Annotated in this window: 24 protein-coding genes and 1 pseudogene; 6 read left to right on the top strand and 19 right to left on the bottom strand. The window is 72.6% G+C overall.

Translation table 11 applies throughout. From position 1 onward, the window contains the following. Positions 1-225 precede the first annotated feature (225 nt). Both RFN52_RS33385 and RFN52_RS33380 read left to right on the top strand, forming a co-directional pair. Entirely contained in the window at positions 226-2,880 is a 2,655-nt protein-coding gene (locus RFN52_RS33385) for a cellulose binding domain-containing protein (protein WP_184851915.1), read from the top strand. Between the two features lie 106 nt (positions 2,881-2,986). Next, positions 2,987-3,625: a hypothetical protein gene (locus tag RFN52_RS33380; protein ID WP_229856148.1), complete on the top strand. Its 639-nt coding sequence runs from the start codon at positions 2,987-2,989 to the stop codon at positions 3,623-3,625. Here the strand turns inward: RFN52_RS33380 and RFN52_RS33375 are convergent. Beyond that, a complete protein-coding gene (locus tag RFN52_RS33375) occupies positions 3,594-4,337 on the bottom strand; it encodes a class I SAM-dependent methyltransferase (protein ID WP_184851910.1) in 744 nt (247 codons plus the stop codon). The genes RFN52_RS33380 and RFN52_RS33375 overlap by 32 nt on opposite strands. A gap of 4 nt (positions 4,338-4,341) precedes the next feature. Then, entirely contained in the window at positions 4,342-4,647 is a 306-nt protein-coding gene (locus RFN52_RS33370; RefSeq protein WP_184851908.1) for a 4a-hydroxytetrahydrobiopterin dehydratase, read from the bottom strand. Positions 4,648-4,764: 117 nt separating this feature from the next. Between RFN52_RS33370 and RFN52_RS33365 the strand changes: the two genes are divergently transcribed. Further along, positions 4,765-5,571 carry a helix-turn-helix domain-containing protein gene (locus tag RFN52_RS33365; RefSeq protein ID WP_184851907.1) on the top strand — a complete coding sequence of 269 codons (807 nt, stop codon included), beginning with the start codon at positions 4,765-4,767 and terminating at the stop codon, positions 5,569-5,571. Here RFN52_RS33365 and RFN52_RS33360 read toward each other — a convergent pair. Further along, a complete protein-coding gene (locus tag RFN52_RS33360) occupies positions 5,553-5,978 on the bottom strand; it encodes a hypothetical protein (protein WP_184851905.1) in 426 nt (141 codons plus the stop codon). The two genes, RFN52_RS33365 and RFN52_RS33360, sit on opposite strands and share 19 nt — an antisense overlap. Before the next feature lie 240 nt (positions 5,979-6,218). Between RFN52_RS33360 and RFN52_RS33355 the strand changes: the two genes are divergently transcribed. Further along, positions 6,219-7,082, top strand: coding sequence for a Sco1979 family transcriptional regulator (locus RFN52_RS33355; RefSeq protein ID WP_184851903.1), 864 nt, complete (start codon positions 6,219-6,221; stop codon positions 7,080-7,082). A gap of 18 nt (positions 7,083-7,100) precedes the next feature. Here RFN52_RS33355 and tgmB read toward each other — a convergent pair whose 3' ends face one another. From tgmB to RFN52_RS33320, 7 genes and pseudogenes are all read right to left on the bottom strand, one after another. Continuing rightward, positions 7,101-8,030, bottom strand: a complete 930-nt coding sequence (tgmB, locus tag RFN52_RS33350; RefSeq protein WP_184851901.1) for an ATP-grasp ribosomal peptide maturase — start codon at positions 8,028-8,030, stop codon at positions 7,101-7,103. Between the two features lie 14 nt (positions 8,031-8,044). Next, positions 8,045-8,236, bottom strand: coding sequence for a putative ATP-grasp-modified RiPP (gene tgmA, locus RFN52_RS33345; RefSeq protein ID WP_184851899.1), 192 nt, complete (start codon positions 8,234-8,236; stop codon positions 8,045-8,047). A gap of 124 nt (positions 8,237-8,360) precedes the next feature. After that, positions 8,361-9,113 carry a hypothetical protein gene (locus RFN52_RS33340; protein WP_184851897.1) on the bottom strand — a complete coding sequence of 251 codons (753 nt, stop codon included), beginning with the start codon at positions 9,111-9,113 and terminating at the stop codon, positions 8,361-8,363. Beyond that, on the bottom strand, positions 9,098-9,862 hold the full coding sequence (locus tag RFN52_RS33335) for an RNA polymerase sigma factor (RefSeq protein ID WP_184851895.1): 765 nt from the start codon (positions 9,860-9,862) through the stop codon (positions 9,098-9,100). Before RFN52_RS33335 ends, RFN52_RS33340 begins: the two co-directional genes overlap by 16 nt. Positions 9,863-9,958: 96 nt before the next feature. After that, entirely contained in the window at positions 9,959-11,281 is a 1,323-nt protein-coding gene (locus RFN52_RS33330; RefSeq protein WP_184851893.1) for an LCP family protein, read from the bottom strand. A gap of 19 nt (positions 11,282-11,300) precedes the next feature. Beyond that, positions 11,301-13,402 (bottom strand): annotated as a pseudogene (locus RFN52_RS33325) (bifunctional polysaccharide deacetylase/glycosyltransferase family 2 protein). Next, a complete protein-coding gene (locus RFN52_RS33320) occupies positions 13,399-13,638 on the bottom strand; it encodes a hypothetical protein (RefSeq protein ID WP_184851891.1) in 240 nt (79 codons plus the stop codon). The pseudogene RFN52_RS33325 and the gene RFN52_RS33320 overlap by 4 nt, the downstream one beginning before the upstream one ends. 336 nt (positions 13,639-13,974) lie before the next feature. Here RFN52_RS33320 and RFN52_RS33315 point away from each other — a divergent pair, with 336 nt between their 5' ends. Next, positions 13,975-14,442 (top strand): nitrate reductase molybdenum cofactor assembly chaperone, encoded by a 468-nt coding sequence (locus tag RFN52_RS33315; RefSeq protein WP_184851889.1) that lies wholly within the window; start codon positions 13,975-13,977, stop codon positions 14,440-14,442. Positions 14,443-14,452: 10 nt separating this feature from the next. Here RFN52_RS33315 and RFN52_RS33310 read toward each other — a convergent pair whose 3' ends face one another. The 9 genes from RFN52_RS33310 to RFN52_RS33270 form a co-directional block, all read right to left on the bottom strand. Beyond that, positions 14,453-14,722 carry a LamG-like jellyroll fold domain-containing protein gene (locus RFN52_RS33310; protein ID WP_311241112.1) on the bottom strand — a complete coding sequence of 90 codons (270 nt, stop codon included), beginning with the start codon at positions 14,720-14,722 and terminating at the stop codon, positions 14,453-14,455. Positions 14,723-14,827: 105 nt separating this feature from the next. Further along, positions 14,828-16,693 carry a molecular chaperone DnaK gene (gene dnaK, locus RFN52_RS33305; protein WP_184851887.1) on the bottom strand — a complete coding sequence of 622 codons (1,866 nt, stop codon included), beginning with the start codon at positions 16,691-16,693 and terminating at the stop codon, positions 14,828-14,830. 67 nt (positions 16,694-16,760) lie between these two features. Further along, complete coding sequence (locus tag RFN52_RS33300; protein WP_184851885.1) at positions 16,761-17,501, bottom strand: glycerophosphodiester phosphodiesterase family protein; 741 nt, start codon at positions 17,499-17,501, stop codon at positions 16,761-16,763. Further along, on the bottom strand, positions 17,498-18,883 hold the full coding sequence (locus RFN52_RS33295) for a hypothetical protein (protein WP_184851883.1): 1,386 nt from the start codon (positions 18,881-18,883) through the stop codon (positions 17,498-17,500). Before RFN52_RS33295 ends, RFN52_RS33300 begins: the two co-directional genes overlap by 4 nt. Positions 18,884-19,005: 122 nt before the next feature. Next, complete coding sequence (locus RFN52_RS33290) at positions 19,006-19,434, bottom strand: OsmC family peroxiredoxin (protein ID WP_030843761.1); 429 nt, start codon at positions 19,432-19,434, stop codon at positions 19,006-19,008. Positions 19,435-19,512: 78 nt separating this feature from the next. Then, a complete protein-coding gene (locus RFN52_RS33285) occupies positions 19,513-21,243 on the bottom strand; it encodes a vWA domain-containing protein (protein WP_184854121.1) in 1,731 nt (576 codons plus the stop codon). Between the two features lie 56 nt (positions 21,244-21,299). Further along, positions 21,300-22,361, bottom strand: coding sequence for an ATP-binding protein (locus RFN52_RS33280; protein WP_184851880.1), 1,062 nt, complete (start codon positions 22,359-22,361; stop codon positions 21,300-21,302). A 98-nt stretch (positions 22,362-22,459) separates the two neighbouring features. Beyond that, complete coding sequence (locus tag RFN52_RS33275; protein ID WP_184854120.1) at positions 22,460-24,535, bottom strand: phage holin family protein; 2,076 nt, start codon at positions 24,533-24,535, stop codon at positions 22,460-22,462. A 116-nt stretch (positions 24,536-24,651) separates the two neighbouring features. After that, positions 24,652-25,053 (bottom strand): hypothetical protein, encoded by a 402-nt coding sequence (locus RFN52_RS33270; protein WP_102913940.1) that lies wholly within the window; start codon positions 25,051-25,053, stop codon positions 24,652-24,654. Between the two features lie 83 nt (positions 25,054-25,136). On the opposite strand from RFN52_RS33270, the gene RFN52_RS33265 reads away from it, so the two are divergent. After that, positions 25,137-25,910 (top strand): MBL fold metallo-hydrolase, encoded by a 774-nt coding sequence (locus tag RFN52_RS33265; RefSeq protein WP_184851878.1) that lies wholly within the window; start codon positions 25,137-25,139, stop codon positions 25,908-25,910. Position 25,911 lies beyond the last annotated feature (1 nt).

The raw sequence follows: 25,911 nt of genomic DNA, 5'->3' as shown, positions 1-25,911 counted from the left end.
TCCGCGGGGGGCGCGGGTTTGGTCTGCGGGCCATATGTGGCTGGTCGCGCCCACGCGGCGGAGCCGCATATCGATGCAGCCCCGCGCCCCCAAGACACAGGTGCGTCCGAAGCTCCGCGTTCGTGGTCTCGTCACCTGACGACGAGGCCGACCGGCCGGGCGGTCCCCACCCGCACTGGGGACCGCCCGGCCCTCGCACGTCCCCCACCTGGAAGGACCCCCACCGTGCGAAGAACCCGTATCCTCACGGCCGTGCTGGCGCTGGCGGCCGGTCTGCTGTCGGGCGCCCCCACCGCCCTGGCCGCCGGTCCCCCGGCGCCGAAGCTCGCCGCCGACACGTACACCTGGCAGAACGCCCGGATCGACGGGGGCGGGTTCGTACCCGGCATCGTCTTCAACCGTTCCGAGAAGAACCTGGCCTACGCCCGCACGGACATCGGCGGTGCCTACCGCTGGCAGGAGTCCTCCAAGACCTGGAGGCCGCTGCTGGACTCGGTCGGGTGGGACGACTGGGGGCACACGGGCGTGGTCAGCATCGCGACCGACTCCGTCGATCCGAACCGGGTGTACGCGGCGGTCGGGACGTACACGAACAGCTGGGACCCGAAGAACGGCGCCGTCATGCGCTCCTCCGACCGGGGCGCGAGCTGGCGGAAGACGAACCTGCCGTTCAAGCTGGGCGGCAACATGCCGGGGCGGGGCATGGGCGAGCGGCTGGCCGTCGACCCGAACCGCAACAGCGTGCTGTATCTGGGCGCGCCCAGCGGCAAGGGGCTGTGGCGGTCGACGGACTCGGGCACGACCTGGTCGCAGGTGGCGAACTTCCCCAACGTCGGCAACTACGCGCAGGACCCGAGCGACACGAGCGGCTACGCGTCCGACAACCAGGGCATCGTCTGGGTCACCTTCGACGAGTCCACGGGCACCGCCGGGAACGCCACGAAGACGGTCTACGTCGGGGTCGCCGACAAGGACAACGCGGTGTACCGGTCGACGGACGCGGGCGCGACCTGGCAGCGGCTGGCCGGGCAGCCCACCGGACAGCTGGCGCACAAGGGCGTCCTGGACGCGAAGAACGGCTACCTCTATCTCGCGTACAGCGACAAGGGCGGCCCGTACGACGGCGGCAAGGGCCGGCTGTGGCGGTACGCGACGGGCACGGGGACCTGGACGAACATCAGCCCGGTGGCGGAGGCCGACACCTTCTACGGCTTCAGCGGACTGACGGTGGACCGGCAGAAGCCGGGCACGGTCATGGCGACCGCATACAGCGCCTGGTGGCCCGACACGCAGATCTTCCGCTCCACGGACAGCGGCGCGACCTGGACCAAGGCGTGGGACTACACGTCGTACCCGAACCGCGAGAACCGCTACACGATGGACGTCTCGTCCTCGCCGTGGCTGACCTGGGCCGCCAATCCGCAACCGCCCGAGCAGACGCCGAAGCTCGGGTGGATGACCGAGGCCCTGGAGATCGACCCGTTCGACTCGAACCGGATGATGTACGGGACGGGGGCGACGATCTACGGCACGGAGAACCTCGGGAACTGGGACGGCGGCGGCAAGTTCACCGTCAAGCCGATGGTCCGGGGCCTGGAGGAGACGGCGGTCAACGACCTGGCCTCTCCCCCGTCCGGCGCCCCGCTGCTGAGCGCGCTCGGCGACATCGGCGGGTTCCGCCACACGGACCTGACGAAGGTGCCGTCGATGATGTTCACCCAGCCGAACTTCACGACGACCACGAGCCTGGACTTCGCCGAGTCGAAGCCGGACACGGTGGTGCGGACGGGCAACCTGGACTCGGGACCGCACATCGCGTTCTCGACGGACAACGGCGCCAACTGGTTCGCGGGGACCGACCCTTCGGGCGTGAGCGGCGGCGGCACGGTCGCGGCGGCGGCCGACGGCAGCCGGTTCGTGTGGAGCCCCGAGGGCGCCGGCGTGCACCACGCGACGGGCTTCGGCACGTCGTGGCAGGCCTCCCAGGGGATCCCCGCCGGGGCGGTCGTCGAGGCGGACCGCGTCGATCCGAAGACCTTCTACGGCTTCAAGTCCGGGAAGTTCTACGTCAGTACGGACGGCGGGGCGACCTTCAAGGCATCACCGGCGACGGGCCTGCCGAGCGGTGACAGTGTCCGCTTCAAGGCGCTGCCGGGCGGGAAGGGCGACGTGTGGCTGGCCGGTGGCGCGGCGGACGGCGCCTACGGTCTGTGGCACTCCACGGACGGCGGGGCGAGCTTCACCAAGCTGCCGGGCGTCGAGCAGGCCGACACCGTCGGCTTCGGCAAGGCGGCACCCGGCGCCTCCTACCAGACCCTCTACACCAGCGCGAAGATCGGCGGCGTGCGCGGCATCTTCCGTTCCACCGACAAGGGCGCGAGCTGGACCCGCATCAACGACGACGCCCACCAGTGGGGCTGGACGGGCGCGGCGATCACCGGCGACCCGCGCGTGTACGGCCGTGTCTACGTCTCCACGAACGGCCGGGGCGTCGTCTACGGCGACAGCTCCGGCGGCGGCACGACCGACCCGGGACCGGGCCCCGGCCCGGCACCGACGGGCGCCTGCAAGGTGACGTACAAGGTCACCAGCCAGTGGACGGGCGGCTTCCAGGCGGACGTCCAGCTCGCCAACACCGGCACGAGCGCCTGGAACGGCTGGTCCCTGAACTGGACCTTCCCCGACGGCCAGAAGCTGACGCAGGCGTGGAACGCCGAAGCGGCACAGTCGGGAGCTGCGGTCACGGCGAAGAACATCGGCTGGAACGGAAACGTGGCGGCGGGCTCGTCGGTGAGCTTCGGCTTCACGGCGAACTGGTCGGGCACGAACACCAAGCCGGCCGCCTTCACTCTGGGGGACCGGAACTGCACGGTCGCCTGAGCGGTGCTGCCGGGGCGCGCGCCGGACACGGCGGGCGCCCCCGGCGGCGCGGAAATCGAGAGGCGACAGGGGCAGGGGATACGGAACACTTGCCCGAGTGATCGTGATGCAGCCCGTCCTGGAGACCGGCGCCCCTGACGGCTTCGGCCTCTGGCCTGTCGCCGAGGCCGAGCCGTTCGGCTACCTGCCGCTCAACGGCGGGCTGTCCCCCGCCGAGGTCGGGACGGCGGTGATGTGCATCGCCCGCTGCAACGACATCGACCCCGGGCTGGACGACCGCCCGCCACGGCCCGCCGACCCGCTCGGGTCCTTCCTCCACGGCCTGCTGACCTTCGACACCCTCTTCGCCGCCGGCGGCATGCGGGTCACGGACCGCTCCGACGGCACCACGTTCACCCCGGGCTGCTGCAACGGGCTGGAGGACTGGCGTGACTGGCACCAGGTCCTCGACGGCAGCGGCCGGGCCTCCTTCGGCCACGACCCGGACCCGTGCGCCGAGCGCCTCGGGGACACCGTCCGGCTGACCGTCGACGCCGAGCGGAGCGACAGTCCGGTGATCGAGCTGTCCGTCACCGAACTGCACGACCTCCTCCGCGGTGCGGAGCGTGACCTGACGGGCTTTCTCGCGGCGGCGGCCGAGTGGGGGGCCCGGTACCTGCCCGGCCGCTCCGCCTCCGTCACGGCCGCCCTCGCCCGCGCCCTCGCCCTGCCGCTCACCCGGCCTTCCGGAACGACCGCAGGCTGAACACCGGGTCGGGGCGGGGCCGGTCCTGGTCGGGGAGGTGCGCGAGACGGGTGGCGAATCCGTCGGCGAGCGGGTCGCCCGGGGGCAGGGTGACGAACCAGCCCCGGCGCAGGTCGGCGATCGTGCGGCGGGGGCTGCGGCCCTGGCCGAAACCGGTGAAGCCGGCCTGCCCGGCCGGCGCCAGGCCGTGGGCAGCGGCGCAGGACATGACGTCCGCCGCCGCGTCCCGGACCGGGCTGGGCGGCCGGGAGGACAGGACGACATCGATGTCACTGCCCACGTTGTGGGAGGCGGCCTTGTCGACGGTGGTGACGTAGACCCCGCCGGGCCGCAGCACCCGGGCGCATTCGCCGACGATGGCCCGCACCTCGGCGGGCCCGGCGGCCAGATGCAGCAGCCACACGCTGCACACGGCGTCGAACTGCCCGTCCCGGAAGGGCAGCCGGCGGCTGTCGGCGCGCACGACCGCCCCGGGGAGCCGGGTGGAGGCCTGCCGGGCCATCGCCGGGGCGAGGTCGACGCCGGTCACCCGCAGGCCGTCGCGGGCGGCCGCGAGCCGGCGGGTCACGATGCCGGTGCCGCAGGCGACGTCGAGCAGACCGCGCGCGTTCGGCGGTATGAGGCTCAGCACCGCTTCCGCGGCGGCCGCCGCCCGGGGCTCACCGCCGCGCGAGGCGTCGTACCGCTCCGCTTCCTTGTCGTAGTCGAGCACTCCGTCAGTGTGCACCGTGGCCGGGGGCCAGGTCCTCCACCCTGCGGGCGAGCTCGAAGTCCTTGTCGGTCACGGCACCGCCCGCGCTGTGCGTGTGCAAGGCCAGGGAGACGGTGTTGTAGCCGAGCGTGAGGTCGGAGTGGTGGTTCAGCTCCTCCTGGACCTGGGCGATGTGCACGACCATCGCCGTCGCCGCGAAGTGCGAGCCGAGCCGGTAGGAGCGGATGAGACGGTCCCTGTCGAGCGACCAGCCCGGCAGCTCGGCCAGCCGGTCCTCGATCTCCTTCTGCGACAGCGGTTCGACGGGCATGGGCCGCGCTCCTTCCCTGGCTGCTGATCCTCCCAGCCTGCCACAGGTGGGCGGCCGGGGCCCTGGTCAGAGGGGTGTGCCTGTCCGGCACGACCGGTTCTCGACTACGGTCCCGGCATGACCACTCACCCGTCCATCGCCGAGAAGGGCGCGGGCCCCCTGCTGCGGGCCTGGCGGGAGCAGCGGCGCATCAGCCAGCTGGAGCTGGCCCTGCGCGCGGACTCCTCGGCCCGGCACATCAGCTTCGTCGAGACCGGCCGCTCCCGGCCCAGCGAGGAGATGGTGCTGCGGCTGGCCGAGCATCTGGACGTCCCCGTGCGGGAGCGCAACGCGCTTCTCCTGGCGGCCGGTTACGCGCCGCGCTACCCGGAGACCCCGCTGGACGACCCGGCGCTGGGCGCGCTGCGGGAGGGCATCGAGCGGCTGATCGGCGGCTACGAGCCGTATCCGGCGCTGGTGGTGGACGCGCTGTACAACGTGGTGGCCGCCAACCGGGGGGTCATGACGCTGGTCGACGGGGTCGGCGAGGCCCTGCTCGAACCGCCGCTGAACGCGATGCGGCTGGCCCTGCACCCGCAAGGACTCGCGCCGCGCATCCGCAATCTGCGCGCCTGGCGGGGGCATCTGCTGGAGCAGATGGAGCGGCAGATCGCGCTGCACCGCTCGGAGCCGCTGCGGGCGCTGTACGAGGAGGTCGCGGCGTATCCGGTGCCCGACGCGGATCCGGCGGACGAGCCGTCGGAGCCGGTGCCGTACTTCGCGCTGCCGCTGCGGATCGAGCACGGGGGGCGGACGCTGTCGTTCGTCTCCTCGATCTCCACGTTCAACACGCCGATGGACGTGACGGTCGCCGAGCTGGCCATCGAGACGCTGCTCCCGGCCGACCCGGCGACGGCCAAGTACCTTCAGGCTTCGCTGCTCTGACGGGCCCTCAGAGCCAGGTGCTGGAGCACGGCGAATCCGGCCACGACCAGGGCCTGGAGCACCGTCCACACGGCGCCCGGCGTGCTCGGCGTGAGCCACAGGGCCAGGGCGGCGAGGCTCACCGCCGACCAGGCGAGGTTGGCCTCGACGACGGCCCGCACGCCGAGCGCCGGGGGTCGCCTGCGGGCGGCCAGCAGGCCCACGCCCGCCGAGTAGAGGGCGAGGAACGCGCCCAGGGCGAGCAGCAGCGTGGCGTCGACCCCGAGGAACCGCCCCAGCGGGCCGGAGAACGCCAGGTAGGCGAGCGCGTTGGTGCCGGTGACGACGGCGTCCAGGGCGAGGAAGCGGCGCAGCATGGACTGCGGTTCCACGGTCCGGGCGAGCGCGGCGAGCTGGATCGCGGACATGGGGAATCACCCTCCGTCGGGTTGTGGTGCGGCGGCTGGGCCGGGCCCCGGGCCGGAGTGCGCCGGCCCGGGAACCGGTACGTTCACGATCCCGGTCCGGCGGTGTCCGGTCGATTACCCGCGGGGTAATGCCCCTGCCTCTCCTCCGCTTCCGGCGATCTCCTCGGTGCGAGCCCTGTGATCGGGCCGCCCGGACGTGACAGACTGATCACAGGCTTGGGCACGTTGGGGAGGCGTGGCGTGAGTGAACGGCGGGCCGCACCCACCGTGGGCCAGGTGGTCCTGGGCAAGCGGCTGCAAGAGCTGCGCGAGGCCGCGGGCCTCAGTCGTGACGAGGCCGCCAAGGTGCTGCGGGTCGCCCCGGCGACCGTCCGCCGGATGGAGACCGCCGACGTCGCGCTGAAGATCCCGTACGTGCAGATCCTGCTGACGGCGTACGGCGTGGCGGAGGACGAGGTGACGGCCTTCGTCGACCTCGCCGAGGAGGCGAACCGGCCGGGCTGGTGGCAGCGGTTCCACGACGTGCTGCCGGAGTGGTTCAGCCTGTACGTGAGCCTGGAGGGCGCCGCGCGGATCATCCGGTCGTACGAGCCGCACTTCGTGCCGGGGCTGCTGCAGACCGAGGGGTACGCGCGGGCCGTGCTGCAGGCCGGGACCATCGCGAACGCCGGGCCGGAAGCCGTGGAGCGGCATGTGTCGCTGCGGATGGAGCGGCAGCGGCTCCTGGACCGCGCCGATCCCCCGCACCTGTGGGTGATCATGGACGAGACGGTGCTGCGCCGCCCGGTGAGCGTCGACGGCCGGGTGATGCGCGACCAGCTGGACAAGCTGCTGGAGTACGCCGCGCGCGACCGGGTCACCCTCCAGATCGCCGAGTTCGCCGACGGCCCGCATCCGGGGACGTACGCCCCCTTCTCGCTGTTCCGCTTCGCCGAGCCGGAACTGCCCGACATGGTCTTCACCGAGTATCTGACCGGCGCGCTGTACCTGGACTCCCGCAAGGAGGTCTCCGCGCATCTCGAGGTGCTGGACCACATGACGGCCGGGGCGGGTTCGGCGCAGCGTACGGAGGAGTTGCTGCGGGAGTACCGGGACGGCTTCTGAGCTCGGACCGGCCGTGCTTCAGCGCCCTCCCGGCTGGGACAGCCACTGGGCCACCGCCTCCGAGATGGGCTGCCCTGTCTCCAGTTCCACGAAGCCGAACTGGCCGCTCTGGTTGCACTCGAGGAACCACCAGAAGCCGTCCTCGTCCTCGGCGAAGTCGAATGCCGCGTACGCCAGTTGGGCCCTGGCGAGGTAGTCGTGCACGGGCCTGCGGATCCGGTCGGGTGCCGCGACCGGCTGCCAGGTGTGCTCGGTGTCGCCGTAGCGTCCGTCGATCTGGTGCGGTTCGGCCGTCTTGCGCGCGGCGAACACCCGGCTGCCGACACAGGTCAGACGGACGTCGGCGCGCTTGGGCACGTACCGCTGGAGCAGCGCGGGGCCGGCCGCGACCCCCGAGAAGTCCGAGTCGGGCCCGATCAGGGTGGTCGGCAGCTCCAGCGGTTCGCCGGGTGGCGGCCCCGAGGCGGACTTCACCACCACCTCCCCGTACTCCTCGGCGAACTGCCGTGCCAGGCGCGGAAAGGTGGTGACGACGGTCGGCGGTACGGCGAGGCCGCTGAGGTGCGCGGCCCGCAACTGCCACGGCTTCAGTCGGGCCCGGTCGGCGTCGCGGGGATGGTTCATCCACCGGGCGGACGCCGAGTAGAGCATGCCGAACAGTGCCTGTCTGGTCTCGGCCGTCAGCCATGCCGAGGGCTCGGCGGCGTGCGCGGCCGGTTCCCCGGGTCTGCGGACCCATACGGAGCGCAGACCGCGCATGCTGACCACATGTCCGTTCGCCGACAGCAGGCCCTCGAAGTCGCCGTGGGTGTAGTGCGCGGACAGCACGGTGTCGTCCGGCAGGTCGGCGGGGTCGAGCCGCATGACGGGCACCGCCGTCTCGTGCAGCCTGGTCACCACCATGTCGGCGGTGACGTCTTCCTTGGACGTGAGGATCAGTACGGTCATCGCGGCAGGTGTCGTCAGTCGTCGAAGTGCGTCTTGGAACCGGCCGTGGAGGCCGTCGTGCCGACCGCCAGGAGGAGGTCGGGATCACTGACGGCCGGGCGCCCGTCGGGAAGCACGTTCAGCTGGAGCGACTCGTCGAAGCGGTAGGGCGTCACCACCGTGGGCAGCGAACTGGGGAGAGCGTAGTTGAGGGTGAACGGCCGCACTCGGAAACCTCCAGGCATCATCCACACCATCGACATCAACGGCGTGCGATTTCTTCACTACTTACACACCGGAAGAGACGCCGGAATCGTCACAGGGGCGTGCCTGCGGTGCCGCGTGCCGGGGTCACTCGTCCCTGCCGCCGCCCTCCCGGCCGCCGCCGGGCTGTCCGTTACCCGGCGTACCGTTCCTGCCGGGGGCGCCGTCGTCCGCGGCGCCTTCGCCGGGCCCGCCCGGGTCGCCGGACCTGCCCGGCGTGGGGGTCGCCCGCGCCAGCCGCTCCGCGCAGTACGCGTCGACCTCGGCCTCTCCGCCGGCCGCCGCGACGAGACGCCGCCAAGCGGTCGAGTCGAGTGCCTTTCCGCGGTCCTCGACCCGTTCGTAGGCACGGCAGTGGGCTGCGGTGTCCCGGGCGGCGGACGAGCCCTCTCCCCGCCCCGGACCGCCGGAGGGGGCCTGCGCGGTCTCCGCGGCCTGCCGGGTGGGGGCGAGGGCCGAGGGGTGCGCTGCCCCTTCGCCGGGACCGTTCGAGGACGAACCGGCCGAGCCGATGGCCCCGACCGCGACACCGCCCAGGGCGATGCTGGTGAGCAGGGCGGCCGCCGCCGTTTTCACCGGGCGCCCGGTGCGCCGGACGGCGGGGAGCCGCCAGTCGTCGCGGTGCCGGGTGCGTGCTCCGTGCGCTCCCGCGTCGCGGGCCGTCCGGAAGGCGGCGACGGCCATGCGCTCGGCGTCGGGGCCGGGGCCGCCCGCGAGCAGGGCGGCGGCCAGGGTCGTGTGCAGGGCGGTGTCGTCCCACGGGCCCGACGGGGCGGGCGCGGCCTCGCCGGGGCGCCCACGTCGGCCTGTGACTGCGTCGCGGCTCAGCCGATCACCCATGTCCGTTGTCCGTTCCTGCCTGAGCTGTTCGATGGGTCCGGCGTGCCGGATGGTGACGCCGGTCTGTCCGGCCACTGACGTCGTCGTGCAGGACGTCGACTCTCCAGCGGCCGGGACGCCTCATCCGTCACACCTTCGGCGGCCTCCGCCGCGAGACGCAGCTGACGCGCGAGGCGTTTCAGGCCCCGGTGCGTGGCGGTGCGCACCGCCCCGGGGCGCTTGCCCAGGACGCGGGCCGCGGAGGGGCCGTCCAGGCCCACGATGACGCGCAGGAGCACGGCCTCGGCCTGGTCCCGCGGCAGCCCGCGGACCAGTTCCAGGGCCCGCTCCGTGGAGACGGCCTCCAGCGCCTGCTCGTGGGTGCTGTGCGGGCCGGGGAGGTCCAGGACATCCTGTTCGATCACCCCGGGCCGGGGCCGTGCGCGCTGGCGGCGCACGTGGTCCAGTGCACGGTGCCGGGCGATCGTGGCCGTCCAGCCGCGAAAGCCCGCCCCGTCACCCTGGAACCGTCCGAGGTCCCGGGCGATCTGCAACCAGGCGTCGGACGCCACGTCCTCCGCGTCCTCACCGACCAGTCCGCGCAGATATCCGAGCAGCCCTGGCTGCACCAGCCGGTAGGCGACGGCGAAGGCGGTCTCGTCCCCGTCCTGGGCCCGCGCGACGGCCGCGCCCAGCTCCTCGTCGTGGGTCTGTGCGTAGCGCGATTGCCGTTCCTGACCCAAGACCGTCCTCGTTCGCACCGGGTTCATTGCGAGCGGCCGACGCGCCCCGTTCGCAGCGACACCCTCATGGAGACCAGCGCGCTGTCTCACAGAAGTGTCACCGCACCCCGGGCGCGTCTCATGTCACACCGGCCGGTCGTCGCGCAGTTCGGCGAAGAGCCTCTTCGCCTTCACCTCGTCCCATTTCAGGGCGTTCCTGGCGGCCCCGGTGGAGCCGGGCCCGGACACGGGGACGTTCAGCTGCCGGCCGCCGCCTCCCGAGACGCTCCGCATCGCCTGAAACAGCGACAGGAGGGTCTTCAGTTCCATGCCCTTGTCCACATCGAGGGTGTCCAGTCCCGCGCTCAGGGCGGGATACGCACGGAACGGGTCGAGCACGACACCTGGCGCGGCGGCCTTGCGGGCCAGGGCGGAGAGGAAAGCGCGCTGGTTCCTGGAGCGCCCGAGGTCGCCGTCCGCCTCCTGGTGCCGCTGGCGGACGAAGGCCAGGGCCTGGGCGCCGGTCAGGTCGTGACAGCCCTTGCGGAGCTTCAGACCCGACTTCGGGTCGTCGATTCTCCGGTCCACGCACATCTCCACACCGCCGACCGCGTCCACGACACCGACGAAGCCCGCGAAGCCGATCTCCGCGTAGTGGTCGACGCGCAGCCCCGTGTTCAGTTCGACGGTCCGGACGAGCATCCTGGGTCCGCCGAGGGAGTAGGCCGCGTTCAGCTTGTTCTTCGTCGCCCGGTGGAACTTGCCGGTGTTCGGGTCGACGTACGACGGGATGGTCACCCAGGAGTCGCGCGGCAGGCTCACCATGGTGGTGCCGTGGGCGCCGGTGTGCAGGAGCATCATCGAGTCGGTGCGGCTTCCTCCGGCCGTACCGGTGTGCAGTTCCTTCCTGGCCTGCTCCGACAGTCCGTCGCGGCCGTCCGAGCCGACGACGAGGTAGTTCGTCCCCCTCCCCTGCGGCGGCCGGTCCGGGAGCCCGCTCAGGTCGACGGACCTGTCCAGCTCGAACTCGGCCCAGGCGCAGGTGCCGGCGCCGGTGAGGGCCAGCGCGCACAGCAGCGCCGCCAGCAGGCGCACGGTACGCCGGACCCGGCCGGGGCGCGCCGAGGGGGGCCTGACGCCGGTGGTACGGCCGCCGCGCCCGGGCCGGGGGCCGCCCCCGTCCGGCCCGGCGAGAGGCCCGGCGGGCGGCTCCGGGGCATGCTCCGGGTACGGCCCGGCGGCGCCCTCCTGGTGCGGCGGGGCCTGGGTGTCGTACGGAGCCGGGGGCGGAGACGGGTGCGGGTACGGCCCAGGGCGGGTGCCGTCGTACGGGTACGGCCCAGGGTCGGTGCCGTGGTACGGGTACGGCCCGACGATGTAGCCCTCGTAGGGCCCGGCAGGCTCCTGGAGCGGAGGGGAGCCGCTCCGCCACACCTGTCCCGTGATCACCCGGTGACCGTCGTTCATGGGACGAACCATTCCTTCATCACCTCGATGACAGTTGTCGCTCGGGGGCCGGTCTTCTGAGCTGCTGGGTGGCGGCCGTGCCGGAACGCTGCATGCGGTGCCACTTCAGCCGGGTGCCGAGCAGCAGGGCGACCACGGACTGGATGACGACGAGGTACATGAGCTGCCGGTAGACGAAGAGCTGGAACGGCATGGACCACAGCGCCCACAGCCGCTCGCCGTCGAGTCTCAGCGCGTAGCCGGCGCAGACCAGCTGGACCCCGAGGAAGGCGAGCCACACGCCTGTCGCCTGCACGGGATCGGCGAAGAGCGCCCCGTACAGCGCGAAGAGGTCGACGACGGGCGCCAGCAGCGGCAGGACCACCTGGAAGACGGCCAGGTAGCTCAGGCCCCGGCGGGCGAAGCGGCCGGCCGCGCCCACTTCGACGACGGCCCGGCGGTGCTTCCACATGGCTTGCAGGGTGCCGTAGCACCAGCGATACCGCTGTCGCCACAACTGCCGCAGAGTGGTGGGCACTTCGGTCCAGGCGACGGCGGACTCCTCGTAGACCACACCCGCCAGCCTGCCCGCCACAGCGCCATCGTCAGATCGGTGTCCTCGGCGAGGGTGTCCTCGCTGACCCCGCCGACTCCCATGAGCGCGTCCCGGCGGAAGGCGCCGATGGCCCCCGGGACGGTCGGCATGCACTCCAGCACCTCGAACATGCGCCGGTCGAGGTTGAAACCGAAGACGTACTCCAGGTGCTGCCACCTGCCGAGCAGTCCACGCCGGTTGCCGACCTTGGTGTTGCCGCTGACGGCGCCGACGGCGGGATGCGCCAGCGGCTGGACGAGGCGGTGCAGGGCGTCGGGCTCGAAGACGGTGTCGGCGTCGACCATCACCACGATGTCGTGGGAGGCGTGGGCCAGACCGGTGTTGAGGGCCGCGGCCTTGCCCGAGTTGGGCTGCCGGATCACCCGTACCCGGGGGTCGTCGATCCAGGTCGCGAGGTCCGCCGTCCGATCCGTCGAGCCGTCGTCGATCACCAGGACTTCGAGGTACGGGTGCGTGGAGGCGAGCAGGGAACGGACGGTGGACTCGATGCCGGCCTCCTCGTTGTAGGCGGGCACGAGCACGGTCACGGGTGCGTCGACCTCCCGCAGCCAGGGGGCGCCGGGCCGGGGGCGGGTGAGGCGCCGGACGTGGGCGCGGGCGAAGAAGGTCAGCGAGAGCAGCCGTAGCAGGCCCAGCGCTCCGGCCACGCCCAGTACCCAGGTCATGAGGTGCGTGAAGGTGCTTCCGGCGAGGACGGTCCAGTTGAGGGCCTTGCCCTGCCATCGTTCCGCGGTGGACACCGGGGTGTCGGCGGGCGGCATGCCGACCGCGTCCGTCACGGTGGTGAACCGGTCGGCACGCGGGTCGTCCAGCAGCCGCTTCGTCTCGTCGTACGCCAGTTCCGTCTGGCTGAACTGCCGGATCTGGCCGTGCGCCGGATCACGGCCCGGTCGGTCGGCGGCGACCAGCGTGTAGCCGTCGGAGGCGGCCTTGCGGGCCGCCTGCCACTCGGCTCCGCACAGGGTGTCGACCTCGGTGGTCATCGGCATCCGCAGCAGGTCGGTACGGATGCCCGCGGTACCCGCGAGCGTCTTCTGGGTGAGACCCAGTTCCATGGCGAAGCGGACGCGCGACGAGGAACCGAGGTCGGCTCCCGTATAGGTGTTCGAGCCGATCTCGTGCCCCTCGGCGAGGATGCGCCGGACCAGGTCCGGATGGCGTGCCGCCTGGGAGCCGAACACGAAGAAGGTGGCGTGCGCGTGGTGCTCGCGCAGCAGGTCCAGCAGACGCGGGGTCCACTCGGGGTCGGGCCCGCCGTCGTAGGTGAGGGCCACGGTGCGTGCGGGCGCCGCGGCCGAGGACACCTTGTCCCCGTCGATGCCGCGCAGTACGGGGCCGCTCTCGCTCACGGAGCCGGGCACGGGCCTGGTGCACGGACGGCGGGTCTTGGCGGCGTCCACCTCGTGGACGGTCCAGCCCTCGAAGAGCAGGACGGCGAACACGATGGGCAGGGACAGGGCGAGCAGCCGCCAGTGTCCGCGGGGGTCACGCGAGCGGGCGTGCCGGCGGTGGGCTGAGCGACTCACGCAGCCGTCCCGGGTATGGGGTTAATCACAGCCGGGCCGGGGCCCGTTCCGCGCAACCCGGCGCCGGTCATGACCGCCGCCCTCCCGGCGCGATCTCCCCGGACCGTCCATCCGACCGCATCGGCACGGGATTCGGCCATGCGCCACATCGCCTTCACATGCCGGTCGGCCACGTCGAAGCCTGATGGACGTTGCAGAGTTTTCTGCTGTTTTGTCTTGGGATCGCGCTGATGCATGGGCGGCGAGTGTAGTCACATCCGAAGCCTCGGGTGTGCCGGAAACAGGCTGGCGAAGCCCCTTGGGGGGAGGTGTGACAGTCGGCGCCGCCGACGCGCTGGACTGTAGGGGTGCGGGGAAGTGCGTCTTCACATTCGTCCGTACCGAAGGGGCCCCGGCCGAGCGCCGGAGCCCCTTTCAGCGATGGTTTTCAGCCAACGGGACGTGTGTCCGGGGAGCGCTCGCGGCACGGCCGATCCGGTCGTGCGTCCTGACCCGTACGGACCCCGTCAACGGGTAGGCCCCTCTGGCCGCCCCTAGCGTCGGCACCACGGGGCGCACGCGAAGGAGGTCCGATGCCCGGATTCGAGGTGCTGTACCAGGCGGCCGCGCTGTGCCTGATGTACCCCGACGACGACTTCCGCGCCCGGCTGCCACTGTTGCGCGAAGCCGCCCCGCAGCTCAGGGAGTTCGCCGACCACGCGGCGGTCACCCCGCCGATGGAACTGGCCGCGCACTACGTCGAGGTGTTCGAGGCCGGGCAGGAGCACAGCCTGTATCTGAGCGCCTGGCGCGAGGCCGCCCCGGCGCCCTCCGAGGAGCTCTACCGCGCGCACGGCCTGGAGACCACCGGCGAGGAGCCGCCGGACTTCCTTCCCGCCGTTCTGGAGCTCACGGCCCGCACCGGCAGCGACGGGCTCCTGACGGAGCACCGCGACGGCCTGGACCGGCTCAGGTCCAGGCTCACCGCGTTCGGTACCCCGTACGCGACCGTCCTGGACGCGGTGTGCGCGACGTTGCCGCCGGCGAACACCGGTTCCTGACCCGGCCCGGTTACGGGATGCGGCCGTCGGGCAGAGCGCCGGCGAAGGCGCGCACCTCGTCCACGTCGCCGTGCAGGTACTCGCCCCAGCCGTCGCCCGTCCGGGCCCGTCCGATCTGGAGGGGGCCGGAGGTGCGCCGGCCGTTCGGGAGGTCCGCTGTAGCGCCGGCGCCGGTCTGGCCGTCGACGTAGAGCTTCACCCGGTCGGTCGCGTCGTCGTAGACCACGGCGACGCGGTGGCCGATGCCGTCACGGCCGTCCGCCCTCGCGAACCGGGCCACCACCTGTGAACCTCCCTCGGCCCGCCGGTCACGCGAGCTGCTGGAGGTTGACAGGGGGCACTGACTTCGCAGTAAGTGTTTTCCCTTGCCGCCGCGGGGAGTTGGCTAGGCGGCGCCGCCCTTCTCGTCCCGTCCGTTCTTCTCCTCGTCCACGATCTCCGCGTCCACGACTCCCTCCTCGTCCTGCGGCGCGGTGGGACGCTCCTCCGTGGGGGTCTGCTGGGCCTGGGCGTACATCGCCTGGCCCATCTTCTGGCTGACGGAGGCGAGTTTCTCGACGCCCGCGCGCAGGGCGGCGGTGTCCGCCTGCTGTGCCAGTCCCTCCTTCACCTCGGCGACGGCCGACTCGACCTCGGACTTCGTGTCGGCGGGGACACGGTCGCCGTTCTCGCGCAGGAAGTTCTCCGTCTGGTAGACGAGTTGCTCGGCCTGGTTGCGGGTCTCGGCGGCCTCGCGGCGTTTGCTGTCCTCCTCGGCGTACTGTTCGGCCTCGCGCATCATCCGGTCGATGTCGTCCTTGGGCAGGGCCGAGCCGCCGGTGACGGTCATCTTCTGCTCGCGGCCGGTCGCCAGGTCCTTGGCGGAGACGTGCATGATGCCGTTGGCGTCGATGTCGAAGGCGACCTCGATCTGCGGGACGCCGCGCGGGGCCGGCGGCAGGCCGGTGAGGTCGAAGACGCCGAGCTTCTTGTTGTACGCGGCGATCTCCCGTTCGCCCTGGTAGACCTGGATGCCGACGGAGGGCTGGTTGTCGGCCGCCGTCGTGAAGATCTCCGAACGCCGCGTCGGAATGGTCGTGTTGCGCTCGATGAGCTTGGTCATGATGCCGCCCTTGGTCTCGATGCCCAGGGACAGCGGGGTGACGTCGAGCAGCAGCACGTCCTTGACGTCGCCGCGGATGACGCCCGCCTGGAGCGCGGCGCCCACGGCCACGACCTCGTCGGGGTTGACGCCCTTGTGCGGGTCCTTGCCGGTGAGTTCCTTGACCAGGTCGGTCACCGCGGGCATCCGCGTCGAGCCGCCGACGAGGATCACGTGGTCGATCGCCGAGAGCTGCACGCCGGCGTCCTTCACCGCCTGGTGGAAGGGCGCCTTGCAGCGGTCCAGGAGATCGGCGGTGAGCTCCTGGAACTGGGCCCGGGTCAGCTTCTCGTCGAGGTGCAGGGGACCTTCGGCGGAGGCCGTGATGTAGGGCAGGTTGATCGTCGTCTCGGTCGAGCTGGACAGCTCGATCTTGGCCCGCTCGGCGCCCTCGCGCAGCCGCTGCACCGCCATCTTGTCGCTCGCGAGGTCGACACCGTTCTGGCCCTTGAAGCGCTTGATCAGGTACTCGACGATCCGCTGGTCCCAGTCGTCGCCGCCGAGGTGCGTGTCGCCGTTGGTGGCCTTCACCTCGATGACGCCCTCGCCCATCTCCAGCAGCGACACGTCGAAGGTGCCGCCGCCGAGGTCGAAGACGAGGACCGTCTGCTCGTTCTCCTTGTCCAGGCCGTAGGCGAGGGCCGCGGCCGTCGGCTCGTTGATGATCCGCAGCACCTTCAGGCCCGCGATCTCCCCGGCCTCCTTGGTGGCCTGCCGCTGGGTGTCGTCGAAGTAGGCGGGGACGGTGATGACCGCGTCGGTGACGTCCTCGCCGAGGTAGGACTCCGCGTCCCGCTTCAGCTTCTGCAGCACCCGCGCGGAGAGCTCCTGCGCCCGGTAGCGGGTGCCGTCCACGTCACCCTCGGCGGGGAAGCGCCAGTGCGCGTCGCCCATGTACCGCTTGACCGAGCGGGCGGTGCGCTCCACGTTGGTCACGGCCTGCCGCTTGGCCACCTCTCCGACGAGCACCTCGCCGTTCTTGGCGAACGCCACGACCGAGGGTGTGGTTCTGGCACCCTCCGCGTTGGCGATGACGGTGGGCTCGCCGCCTTCCAGCACGGCGACCACCGAGTTCGTGGTTCCGAGGTCGATCCCGACCGCTCGTCCCATCGCTGTCCCCTTCCGCCAGGGCGACGACTCGTCCCACTCTCCAGCACAAAACTTGAGTGCGCTGTTGTCAATGCCGCGAAGGGGTGACCGGGCCGCGCAGGGCCACCGCGCGCCGGGGCCGGTCGGTGACCAGCACGTCGACGCGCGGGTGGGCGAGGAAGGCCCGCATGAGGGCGTCGTCGTTGACGGTCCAGACCATGGTGAACAGGCCGTGCCGGGTCGCCTCGCGCAGCACGTTGGTCCTGGCCAGCCGCTGGTGGACGGCGACGCCGTGCGCTCCGCAGGCCCGGATGCGGCGGGCGGGGAACAGCTCGCTGAGCCGGGTCCCGGGCAGCCGGGCCAGGGCGAGTTCCCTGCGGTCGCGCCCCAGGGACAGGGCGGTGCGCACGCGGGGGTAGGCCCGGGTGACGGTGGCGACGGACCGGTCCTCCAGTGTGGTGACGACGAGCCCGTCCGTGCCGAGCAGGGCGACCGCCCGGTCGATCACCTCCCGCTCGTAGCCGGTCTCCTTGAGGTCGAGGTGGGCCACGAGCTTCCCGGCGATCAGCGCCATGACCTCGTCCACCACGGGCACGGCGTACCCGGCCCGCTCGCACAGCCCGGCATACGTGAGCGCGGACAGCGGCGGCCCGGCGGGGCCGACCCGGGGGTCGTGGTAGACGACGAGGACCCCGTCCTCGGTGCGGCGGATGTCGAACTCGACGTACTCCGCGCCGGACCCGATCGCGTCCTCGTACGCCTCCCAGGTGGCGGGGTCGGCGCGCTCGGAGCCGCCGCGGTGGGCGGAGACGGCGGGGTGGGGCGTCATGGTCGTCGGTTCCCGGAGGGCGAGCGGGGAGGCGGGACGGGGGCGAAGGCGTCGTCGGGCGCGGGCAGCAGCGAGCCGGAGCGCGTGCTGACCCGTCTGAGCAGGATCCAGCCGATCACGACCAGGAAGACGAAGGGCAGCCAGGCCAGCGCGTAGGCGGTGCCGTAGGCGCGCATGTCGAGGATGGAGCGGTGCTCGTCGACGTTCGTGCCGTTCACGCCGAAGAAGGCCAGCAGCAGGGTCGGCGGCAGGGCGATGAGGGTGGCCGCGGCGACCAGGCCGGAGACGGTGCGGTCGCGGCGGTCGTCGCGTTCGGCGAGTTCGGCGTCCAGGGCGGCGGAGCGGGCGCTGATCACCGAGGTCAGGCGCTCGACCATGCGGGCCGAGTTCTCCAGGCTGTCGCGGATGCCGAGGGCGTCACGCAGCGAGGACTGGAACGCCTCCGTGACCATCTCGGGGATCAGCAGGCTGTCGACGTAGGCCTCGACGCCGAAGGCCAGGTCGAGCTGGAGTTCGTTGACACCGGCGGAGAGGCGGGAGATCAGGGAGCGGATCTCGGTGGGCGAGTCGGTCAGGGCCTGCTCGTTGGCCTTCATCATGGCGAAGGCCGCCAGCCGGGCGCGCTGGAGCACCGACAGGGCGGAGATCATGCCGACGGCGACCAGGACCAGGCCGTTCTCCACGTGCGGGGCCCAGCCGGTCTGGACGGAGACGCCCCGGCCGAGGGCGGACAGGGTGAGGCCGTGGTTCCTGACGTTGGGCGCGAGGCTCGCGTCGTAGGGGGTTGCGGGGTTCCAGGGCATCCGGCCGCGGTAGACGATCTCGTTGAGCAGGATCGCCTTGCGGGCCTCGTCGGCGCTGAGCAGTTCGCGCTGTAACCGGCCGCCGGGAAAGACGAGTTGGTGCACGTTCTGGCCGTGGGCGAGCGGCCGGCCGCCGAGCTGCGCGGCCAGCGTCTGCAGGAGCGGGCGGTCGTCGAGCTCGATCCGTTCCCGGTCGAAGCAGGTGGTGGCCAGCCAGACGGCGAGGTCGCCGGCGGTGGTCTCGCCCGCGAAGGCGCAGTCCACGACGAGGGTGGCGTCGCCGCGCGGGCTGGTCACGACGAGGATCCGCAACGACGCGAGGCCCAGGCCGTGGTCGCCGTGCGGCAGCCGCAGCCGCCGGGGCGCGACCTGCTCGTCGAGGACCGGGACGGGCAGCACGTCCTGGCTGGTCATCAGGTGGGAGGCGAAGCGGCCGTAGTCGTAGCGGTCGACCAGGGCGCCGAGGGCGGTGTTCCGGGGGCGGAGCCGTCCGGAGAGGCTGAACAGCAGCAGGACGCGGGTCCGGTCGCGGGTGGCGGAGTCGAGCACCGTGGCGTTCGTGGACGTTCCCGGCAGCATCGCGTTCCTTCCGGCCCGGCGGTTCGAGGCGTCTGGTTCCTACCCCGGCCGGGGGTGGTGAACCGACGACGACGCGCGGGCCGCCCTTCCTGGGCGGGCCCGCGCGGCGGGGGTGACGCAGGTCAGGCGAGCTTGGCGGTCAGCGTGATGGGCGTGGCCTTGAGGGCCTGGCTGACCGGGCAGCCGGTCTTGGCCTCGTCGGCGGCGGCCTGGAAGGCAGCCTCGTCGATGCCGGGGACGGTGCCTTCGACGGTGAGGTGGATGCCGGTGATGCCCTCGCCCGGCTGGAAGGAGACGTCGGCCGAGGTGATGAGCTTGGTGGGCGGCGTCCCGGCCTTGTTGAGGATGTTGGAGAAGGCCATGGAGAAGCAGCTGGAGTGGGCGGCCGCGATCAGCTCCTCGGGGCTGGTCTTGCCGTTCGCCTCCTGGGCGCGCGAGGCCCACGTGACCGGCTGCTCGCCGATGGCGCCGGAGGAGTCGAAGGTGACGACACCGTTGCCCTCGAGCAGGTTGCCTTCCCAGACCGTGTGTGCGGAGCGCGTGGTAGCCACGAGTTCTTCCTTTCGCATGCGGACTCGCGTGCGGGCCCGTCACCGGGCCCCGTGTCCCCCATCCGATCACACTACGGCTCAACTCACGCGGAAGACCTCCCCTCTGGCGGTGAACGGCAGCCGCGCGCCCCGCGGGATCAGGTACGCGTGTTCGCGCCGCACCCGCAGCACGTCGCACCAGCCGTCGGTGATGATCAGGACGGGCGCGCCGGGCGGGAAGTCGTCGGCGCGGTGCAGCAGGTCGATGCCGGGCTGCAGGACGGTGCCGCCGCGGCCGTGGACGCGGACCCGGCCCGCGATCTCGGTGACGGGCAGGTAGCCGGCGTCGTGCGGGGCGGCGTCGCAGAACACGACCCGGGCGGCCGGTACGTCCCTCGCTCCGGCGTAGGAGGCGATGGCGCCGAGGGCCTTGCCGAGGAGGACACGGTCCATGGAACCGGAGGTGTCAAGGACCACGCCGAAGGTGCAGCGGGCGATCTCCTCGGGCGGGAAGTACCGTCCGGCGCGCGGGATGGCGGGGGTGGCCGCCTGGCGCCGTGAGGGGCGGGCGTAGGAGCGGACCGGCTCGGGGCGGGGCACGAACTCGTCGAACCAGCGGGCCAGCCGGGCGTCCCACGGCAGCGGCGGATGACTCAGCGCGCGGATCTCCTCGACCAGGCCGCCGGGCAGGAAGCCGCGCTCCTGCCGCTGGTGCAGGTCGAGGCCCTGGGCGAGGCCGCGGCGGTAGAAGGCGTCGAGGTCGACGTAGTCGCGGGGCGGGCCCAGCGGGCCGCCGAGGATGTCACCGACGCCCTTGCCGCGCAGTGTGGCCAGCCGGCGTGTGCGGCGCAGGTCGCCGGTGATGCGGTCGTAGACCTCCTCGGCGGACAGGCCGGCGAGCCCGGGGTCGTAGAGCAGCCCGTCGGGCATGCTGCCGACCTGCATCTCGGTCAGCCAGCCGTTGATGACGTAGTCGCAGGCGACGTTGAAGAGGTAGGGGTCGCGGGTGCCGCAGCGGTCGCCGTGGCGCAGGGCGGCGTGCAGCATCTCGTGGGCGAGGACGAACCGCCACTCCTCGTCGTCGAACCCGCGCAGCGGGTTGATGTAGATCTCGGCCGCCTCGGCGTCGACCGCCGCGATGGCGATGCCGTGGGCGCGGGCGACTTCGGCGTCGGCGACCAGCGTGATGCCGGACGCGATGCCGCCGAGCAGCGGATAGGAGGAGATGAACCAGCTCAGCGCCCGCTGCCAGGGACGCGGCCGGGGTGCCTCGCCGTCCAGGCTGTCGCGGCGGCCGCCCGCCATGTCCATCGCGGCGGACACCGTCCGGGTCAGGGCGGTGGCGAAGGCCAGCTGCCAGTCGGGCGGCTGGGACCAGCCCGTCCACCGCGTCAGCAGCTGGTCGGGCTCGTCGCCGGCCGTGCCGCAGCGCTCGTAGACGGCGGGCAGTCCGTCGCGGCGCCAGCGGGCGGCGAGCTGCTCCTCGTCGCCGTCCGGGTAGGAGGCGGGCAGGTGCTCGGGGGTCTCGCCGATGCTGAAGCCGAGCAGGAAGCGGTTGACGACGGCGCAGCGGGCGGCGAGGTCGAAGCGGTCGGGCTGGACGCGTTCGCCCTTGACGGCCGGGACGTGCCCGAAGCCGAGGTGGAGGACGGCGTGGGCGAGCGCCCAGGCCCAGGCTGCGGGCTCGGCGTGGCGCAGCGGGTGGACGTGCAGATCGCCGTCGGAGTCGACGACCACGAGCCCGTCGCGGGGCGCGAGACGGCACTCCTCGTGGCGGCAGACGTCGAACTCCACGGCCGCGAGAGCGGGGTTGGCTCTCAGCAGCCGCATTCCCTCGGCGAAGGCCTCCCCCGCGATGTCGCGCTTCTTCTTGGCGGGGCTCCGGCTCACCGGCGGGCCTCGACCAGCCGGGGCATGTCCCGGGCCGCCTCGACGAGGAACCAGGAGGGCAGCACGGGGTTGCCGTCGCTGTCGGAGGCGATGACCGTCTGGGCGACCTCGACGGAGATCTCGGCGAGCTGCACCAGCAGGGACTTGGCGCGGTAGGCGGTCTGCCGGCCGTTCGCGGACATGTGCTCCTTGCTCGCGGGCAGTTCCTTGACCAGGCGGCCGCGGAAGGAATCAGCGAGGTAGTAGAGCAGGTCGCGGTCCTCCGGCCGGTTCGGCCAGCGGGCGTCGCCCTTGACGATGGCGTCGATGCCGTACCGGCTGCGGACGACCTTGACGTAACCGCAGAAGGCGGTCGCGTGCGCCGGGGTCAGCGTGCCGTGCGCCAGGACCTTCAGGGTCTCCTCGTCGAGGTCCCGGCCGAAGGAGTACAGGGCGTCGGAGAGCAGGTGCCAGGAGCGGGGTGTGGAGAACGGCTCCTCCGTCTTCGGCGGCTTGGACCACAGGTGGTCGGGCCGGTCGGTGAGGTGGTCCACGATCCAGGGGTGGATGCCGTTGCTCGCGGCCCAGGTCAGCCAGTCCGCGGCGGAGGCCTCCAGGTGCACGTGTGCGAGGCGGTTGACGAGCGCGGAGGCGATGGGCCGGGCGAGGGCGTTGTCGGTGGCGCGGTTTCCGGCGCCGATGACGATCGATCCCTCGGGCAGCTCGTAATTGCCGATCCGGCGGTCCAGGATCAGCGAGTAGAACGCCTTCTGCACGTCCGGCGTGGCCGCGTTGAGTTCGTCCAGGAACAGGCAGTACGGCTCGTCGCGGGCGATCGTCTCCGGCGGGCAGAACACCGAGCGGCCGTCGCGGATCTGCGGGACGCCGATGAGGTCCTCAGGGGCGAGCTGGGTGCCCAGCAGGCTCACGCACTCCAGGCCCAGCGACTCGGCGAAGTTCCGTACCAGGGAGGACTTCCCGATGCCGGGAGCGCCCCAGAGGAACACCGGCCGGACGGTGGCCAGGCCGAGGAGCAGGTCCGGGATGCGGGCGGGCGTGACAGTGACGGCTGCCTGCAAAGCAGCGACTCCTCAGGGGTGTTCGAGACGGACGCGCGGGTGTGCGGCGTCCGGGACGAACAGTGTGTGCCGACGGTCCCGGTGGGCGCAGCCGAATTTCAGGCGGCGCGCTCCTCCTCGGCGGCCTCCAGCGGCACCTGCGGCCCGTTCGACTCGCGCAGCCAGCGCCGCAGCACCCGGTGAACCTGTTCGGCGCCCACGAGTTCCTCGCCCTCGCCGACCGGTGCGGAGACGCCGAGCGGGGACAGCAGGAAGGGTCTTCCCTGGGCGCCACCGAGGCCGCCGTGGGAGCCGATCTGCTCCTCGAAGGCGAGGACTTCGCCGTCGGCCGGGTCGTGGGAGGAGTTGACCATGATGTCGGCGGCGTGCGGGAAGGAGTGCGTACGGCGGACCGCTTCGGCGGCGCCGGGGCCGAACGGGGCGAGCGGGCCCGGGTCGTCGTCGAGGTCGGCCAGCGGGATCTCGGCGCCGTACGCGCCGAGTACGACACCGCCGTGCTCGTCGCTGCGGACCAGCAGGAAGCCGACGCCGGGGTGGTTGGCGAGGGTCGGCAGCAGGGCGGGATGGCGGGCGTCGATCTCCTCCTTGCTCATCCGGTGCGAGACGTCCGGGAACGAGATCAGGCCGAGGTTGCCGGAGGCCAGCACGATCGGCTCCTCGCGGCGCCCGGGGCGGCGCTGATCGCCGGCCTCCTCCACGGGGATGCGCAGTGCGGCGCGGACGGCGGCGCGGGCCTCCGCCCCGCTGCGGGTGTGCTCCGCCCTGCGCGGCACGGGCATGCCGCACCCGGCCCGCACCAGGTCGCCGAGGGTGAGGCCGTAGCGGGAGCGGAAGGTCTCGCCGGGGCTCTGGCCGTGATCGGAGAGCACGACGATCCGGTAAGGACGCGGGGCGTGTTCGGCGACGTTCTCGATCAGGGCGAGCGCGCGGTCGAGGCGTTCGAGGACCTTCTGCGCGTCGCGGCTCGCGGGGCCGGAGTGGTGAGCGACCTCGTCGTAGGCCACCAGGTCGGCGTAGACGGCGGTGCGTCCGGCGAGCATGTCGCCCGTGACGGCGGCGACGACGACGTCCCGCTCGACGACGGTCGCGAAGGCGCGGACGAGTGGGTAGAGGCCGCCGTGGGAGACGCGCGGGCGTTGTCTGCGAAGCTTCGCCCGGGTGGACTGGCCGATCTCGCGGCCCACCTCGGCGACGAAGGAGAGCGCTGTGCGCACGGCGTTGGCCGGGTCGGAGAAGTAGGCGAAGTAGCCGTCCCGGGAGCGGTTCTCCCGGCTGCGGCGGCGGGTGGCGATGGACAGCACGAGGGCCTGCTGGTCGGCGCCGCCGCTGAACAGGTTGCCGCGGCTGGCGCCGTCGACGGTGAGCAGCCCGCCGTGCCCCGCGTACTCGACGGCTCGGCTCTGGAGTTCGGCGGCGCTGGTCGGGCGGTTGCAGACGACCACTTCGCGGGTGTCCTTCTCGTACCAGCGGAAGGCGGGGACGTCGTGGTTGCTGCCGTGCAGGATGCCGAGCTGGCTGGCGCCGGTCTGGCTGGACCAGTCGGTGCGCCAGGGGGTGAGCCGGTGGGTGGGGCGGCCGCCGTCGCCTATGTCGAGCCAGCGGGCGACGGTGGGCATCAGGCCCTTGCCGACCGCGTCGAGCAGGGTGTCGTGACCGACGCCGTCCAGCTGGAGGAAGAGGGTGCCGGGGCTCGGCGGGCAGGGCGGTCCGGACCGGCGGCGCCGGTCGGAGAGCCGGTACAGCCTGCGGCGGTAGGCCTCGTCGTCGCGCACGGCCAGGGCGGCGCCGGTCGCCGACGCCACGGCCGACATCACGGCGGCGACCACGACGGCGGTCTCCGGGGCGGCGGCGCCGCGCTCGGCGGGGTTGAGGTGCAGGGCGAGAAGCAGCAGGGCCCCGTTCAGGAAGAACACCAGCAGTCCGAGCACGAGCGCCGGGACGAGGAGCAGGAGCCGCACGAGCAGCGGCCACACCAGGGCCGACAGCAGACCGAAGGCGCCGGCGCCGAAGGCCGCCGTGACGGCGATGTCGGTCGCGCTGTCGCCGTTCTCCGAACGGAGCCGGAAGTCCGGGAGGATCCCGGCGAGCACGAGCATGGTGACGGTGGAGACCGCCCACACCGCGGCACTCCGCCCCACCTGACTGGCGGCCCGCCGCCACCGCACGCCCCGCACGCCCAGCCACCTCACGTCTCCCGCCCGCAGCCGTCGCGGGCCCTCCCCCACAGTGTCTCAACGCCCGGTCGGGCCGTTTCGTCCCCAGGTCACGCCCCCCCGGGCCGGGGACGGCGTCAGCGCCCGTCGTAGCCGGCCGTCGGCATCGACAGCCGCCGGTGCACGCACGCCTTCATCGCCGCGTCGTACGCAGGCTCCGCATGCCCCACCGTCTCGACGCGTACACCACGACGGGCGCACTCGGCGGTGAACTCCTCGACGGAGGCGAGCGCGCTCTCCAGTACCCGTCGGCTGGGCGCGACGAACACGTCGAGGCCGGGCCGGACGCCGTCCCACAGCGCGCCGTGGTCGGGCCGCAGTCCCCGCACGAGTAACTCCCGGCTGACCACGTAGCCCCGCTCGGCCGCCCAGCGGGCGCACATCGCGTGCTGACTGCGGGAGTCGACCAGGAACGGGTCGTCGTCCAGCTCCTCCAGCGGCGTCAGACTCGCGATCGCCGTGACCCGCACCGGCACCATGACGCCCCCCTCACCTCCGGTTTAGCCGCCGACCCTACCCCTGCACGTAGGCTTCGGGGGAGTCGCGTGAAGGAGGCAAAGAAGTGCCGGTGGAGATCACCTGGTGGGGTCACGCCACTTGCACCGTCGAGGACTCGAACGTGCGCGTGCTCACGGATCCCCTGTTCGCACGCCGGCTCGCGCACCTGCGGCGCCGGCGCGGAGCGCTGCCACCCCCGGGCGCCCCCCAGGCGGACGTGGCGCTGGTGTCGCATCTGCACGCCGACCATCTGCACGTCCCGTCGCTGATGCGGCTGGCCGCGGGCACGCGCCTGCTCGTGCCCCGGGGCGCGCGCCGGGCGGTGCCCGGTCTGCGCCGGCTCGCGCACCTGCGGGTGAGCGAGGTGGCTCCCGGGGACGAGACCCCGGTCGGCGACATCGTCGTACGGGCCGTGCCCGCGCGGCACGACGGGCGGCGGCTGCCGTTCGGGCCGCACCGCTCCCCCGCCCTCGGCTACGTCATAGCCGGCGAGGCCCGGACGTACTTCGCCGGGGACACCGGCCTGTTCGACGACATGGCCAAGGAGGTCGGGCCGGTCGAGGTGGCTCTGCTGCCGGTGGGCGGCTGGGGGCCGTACCTGGGCGAGGGGCACCTGGACGCGGGCCGGGCGGCGCAGGCGCTGGAGCGGCTGGCGCCGCGCAGCGCGGTGCCGGTGCACTACGGCACGTACTGGCCGATCGGCATGGACGCCGTGCGCCCCCACGAGTTCCACGCGCCGGGGGACGAGTTCGTCCGGCTGGCCGCCCGGCACGCGCCGGATGTGGCGGTGCATCGGCTCGGGCACGGGGAGAGCGTGCGCCTGGAGGTGGCGCGGTGAG

It is taken from the genome of Streptomyces collinus (assembly GCF_031348265.1).
Taxonomy (GTDB): Bacteria; Actinomycetota; Actinomycetes; order Streptomycetales; family Streptomycetaceae; genus Streptomyces; species Streptomyces collinus.
The sequence above is the reverse complement of the archived record's forward strand: the minus strand, read 5'-3'. Positions and strand labels throughout refer to the sequence as shown.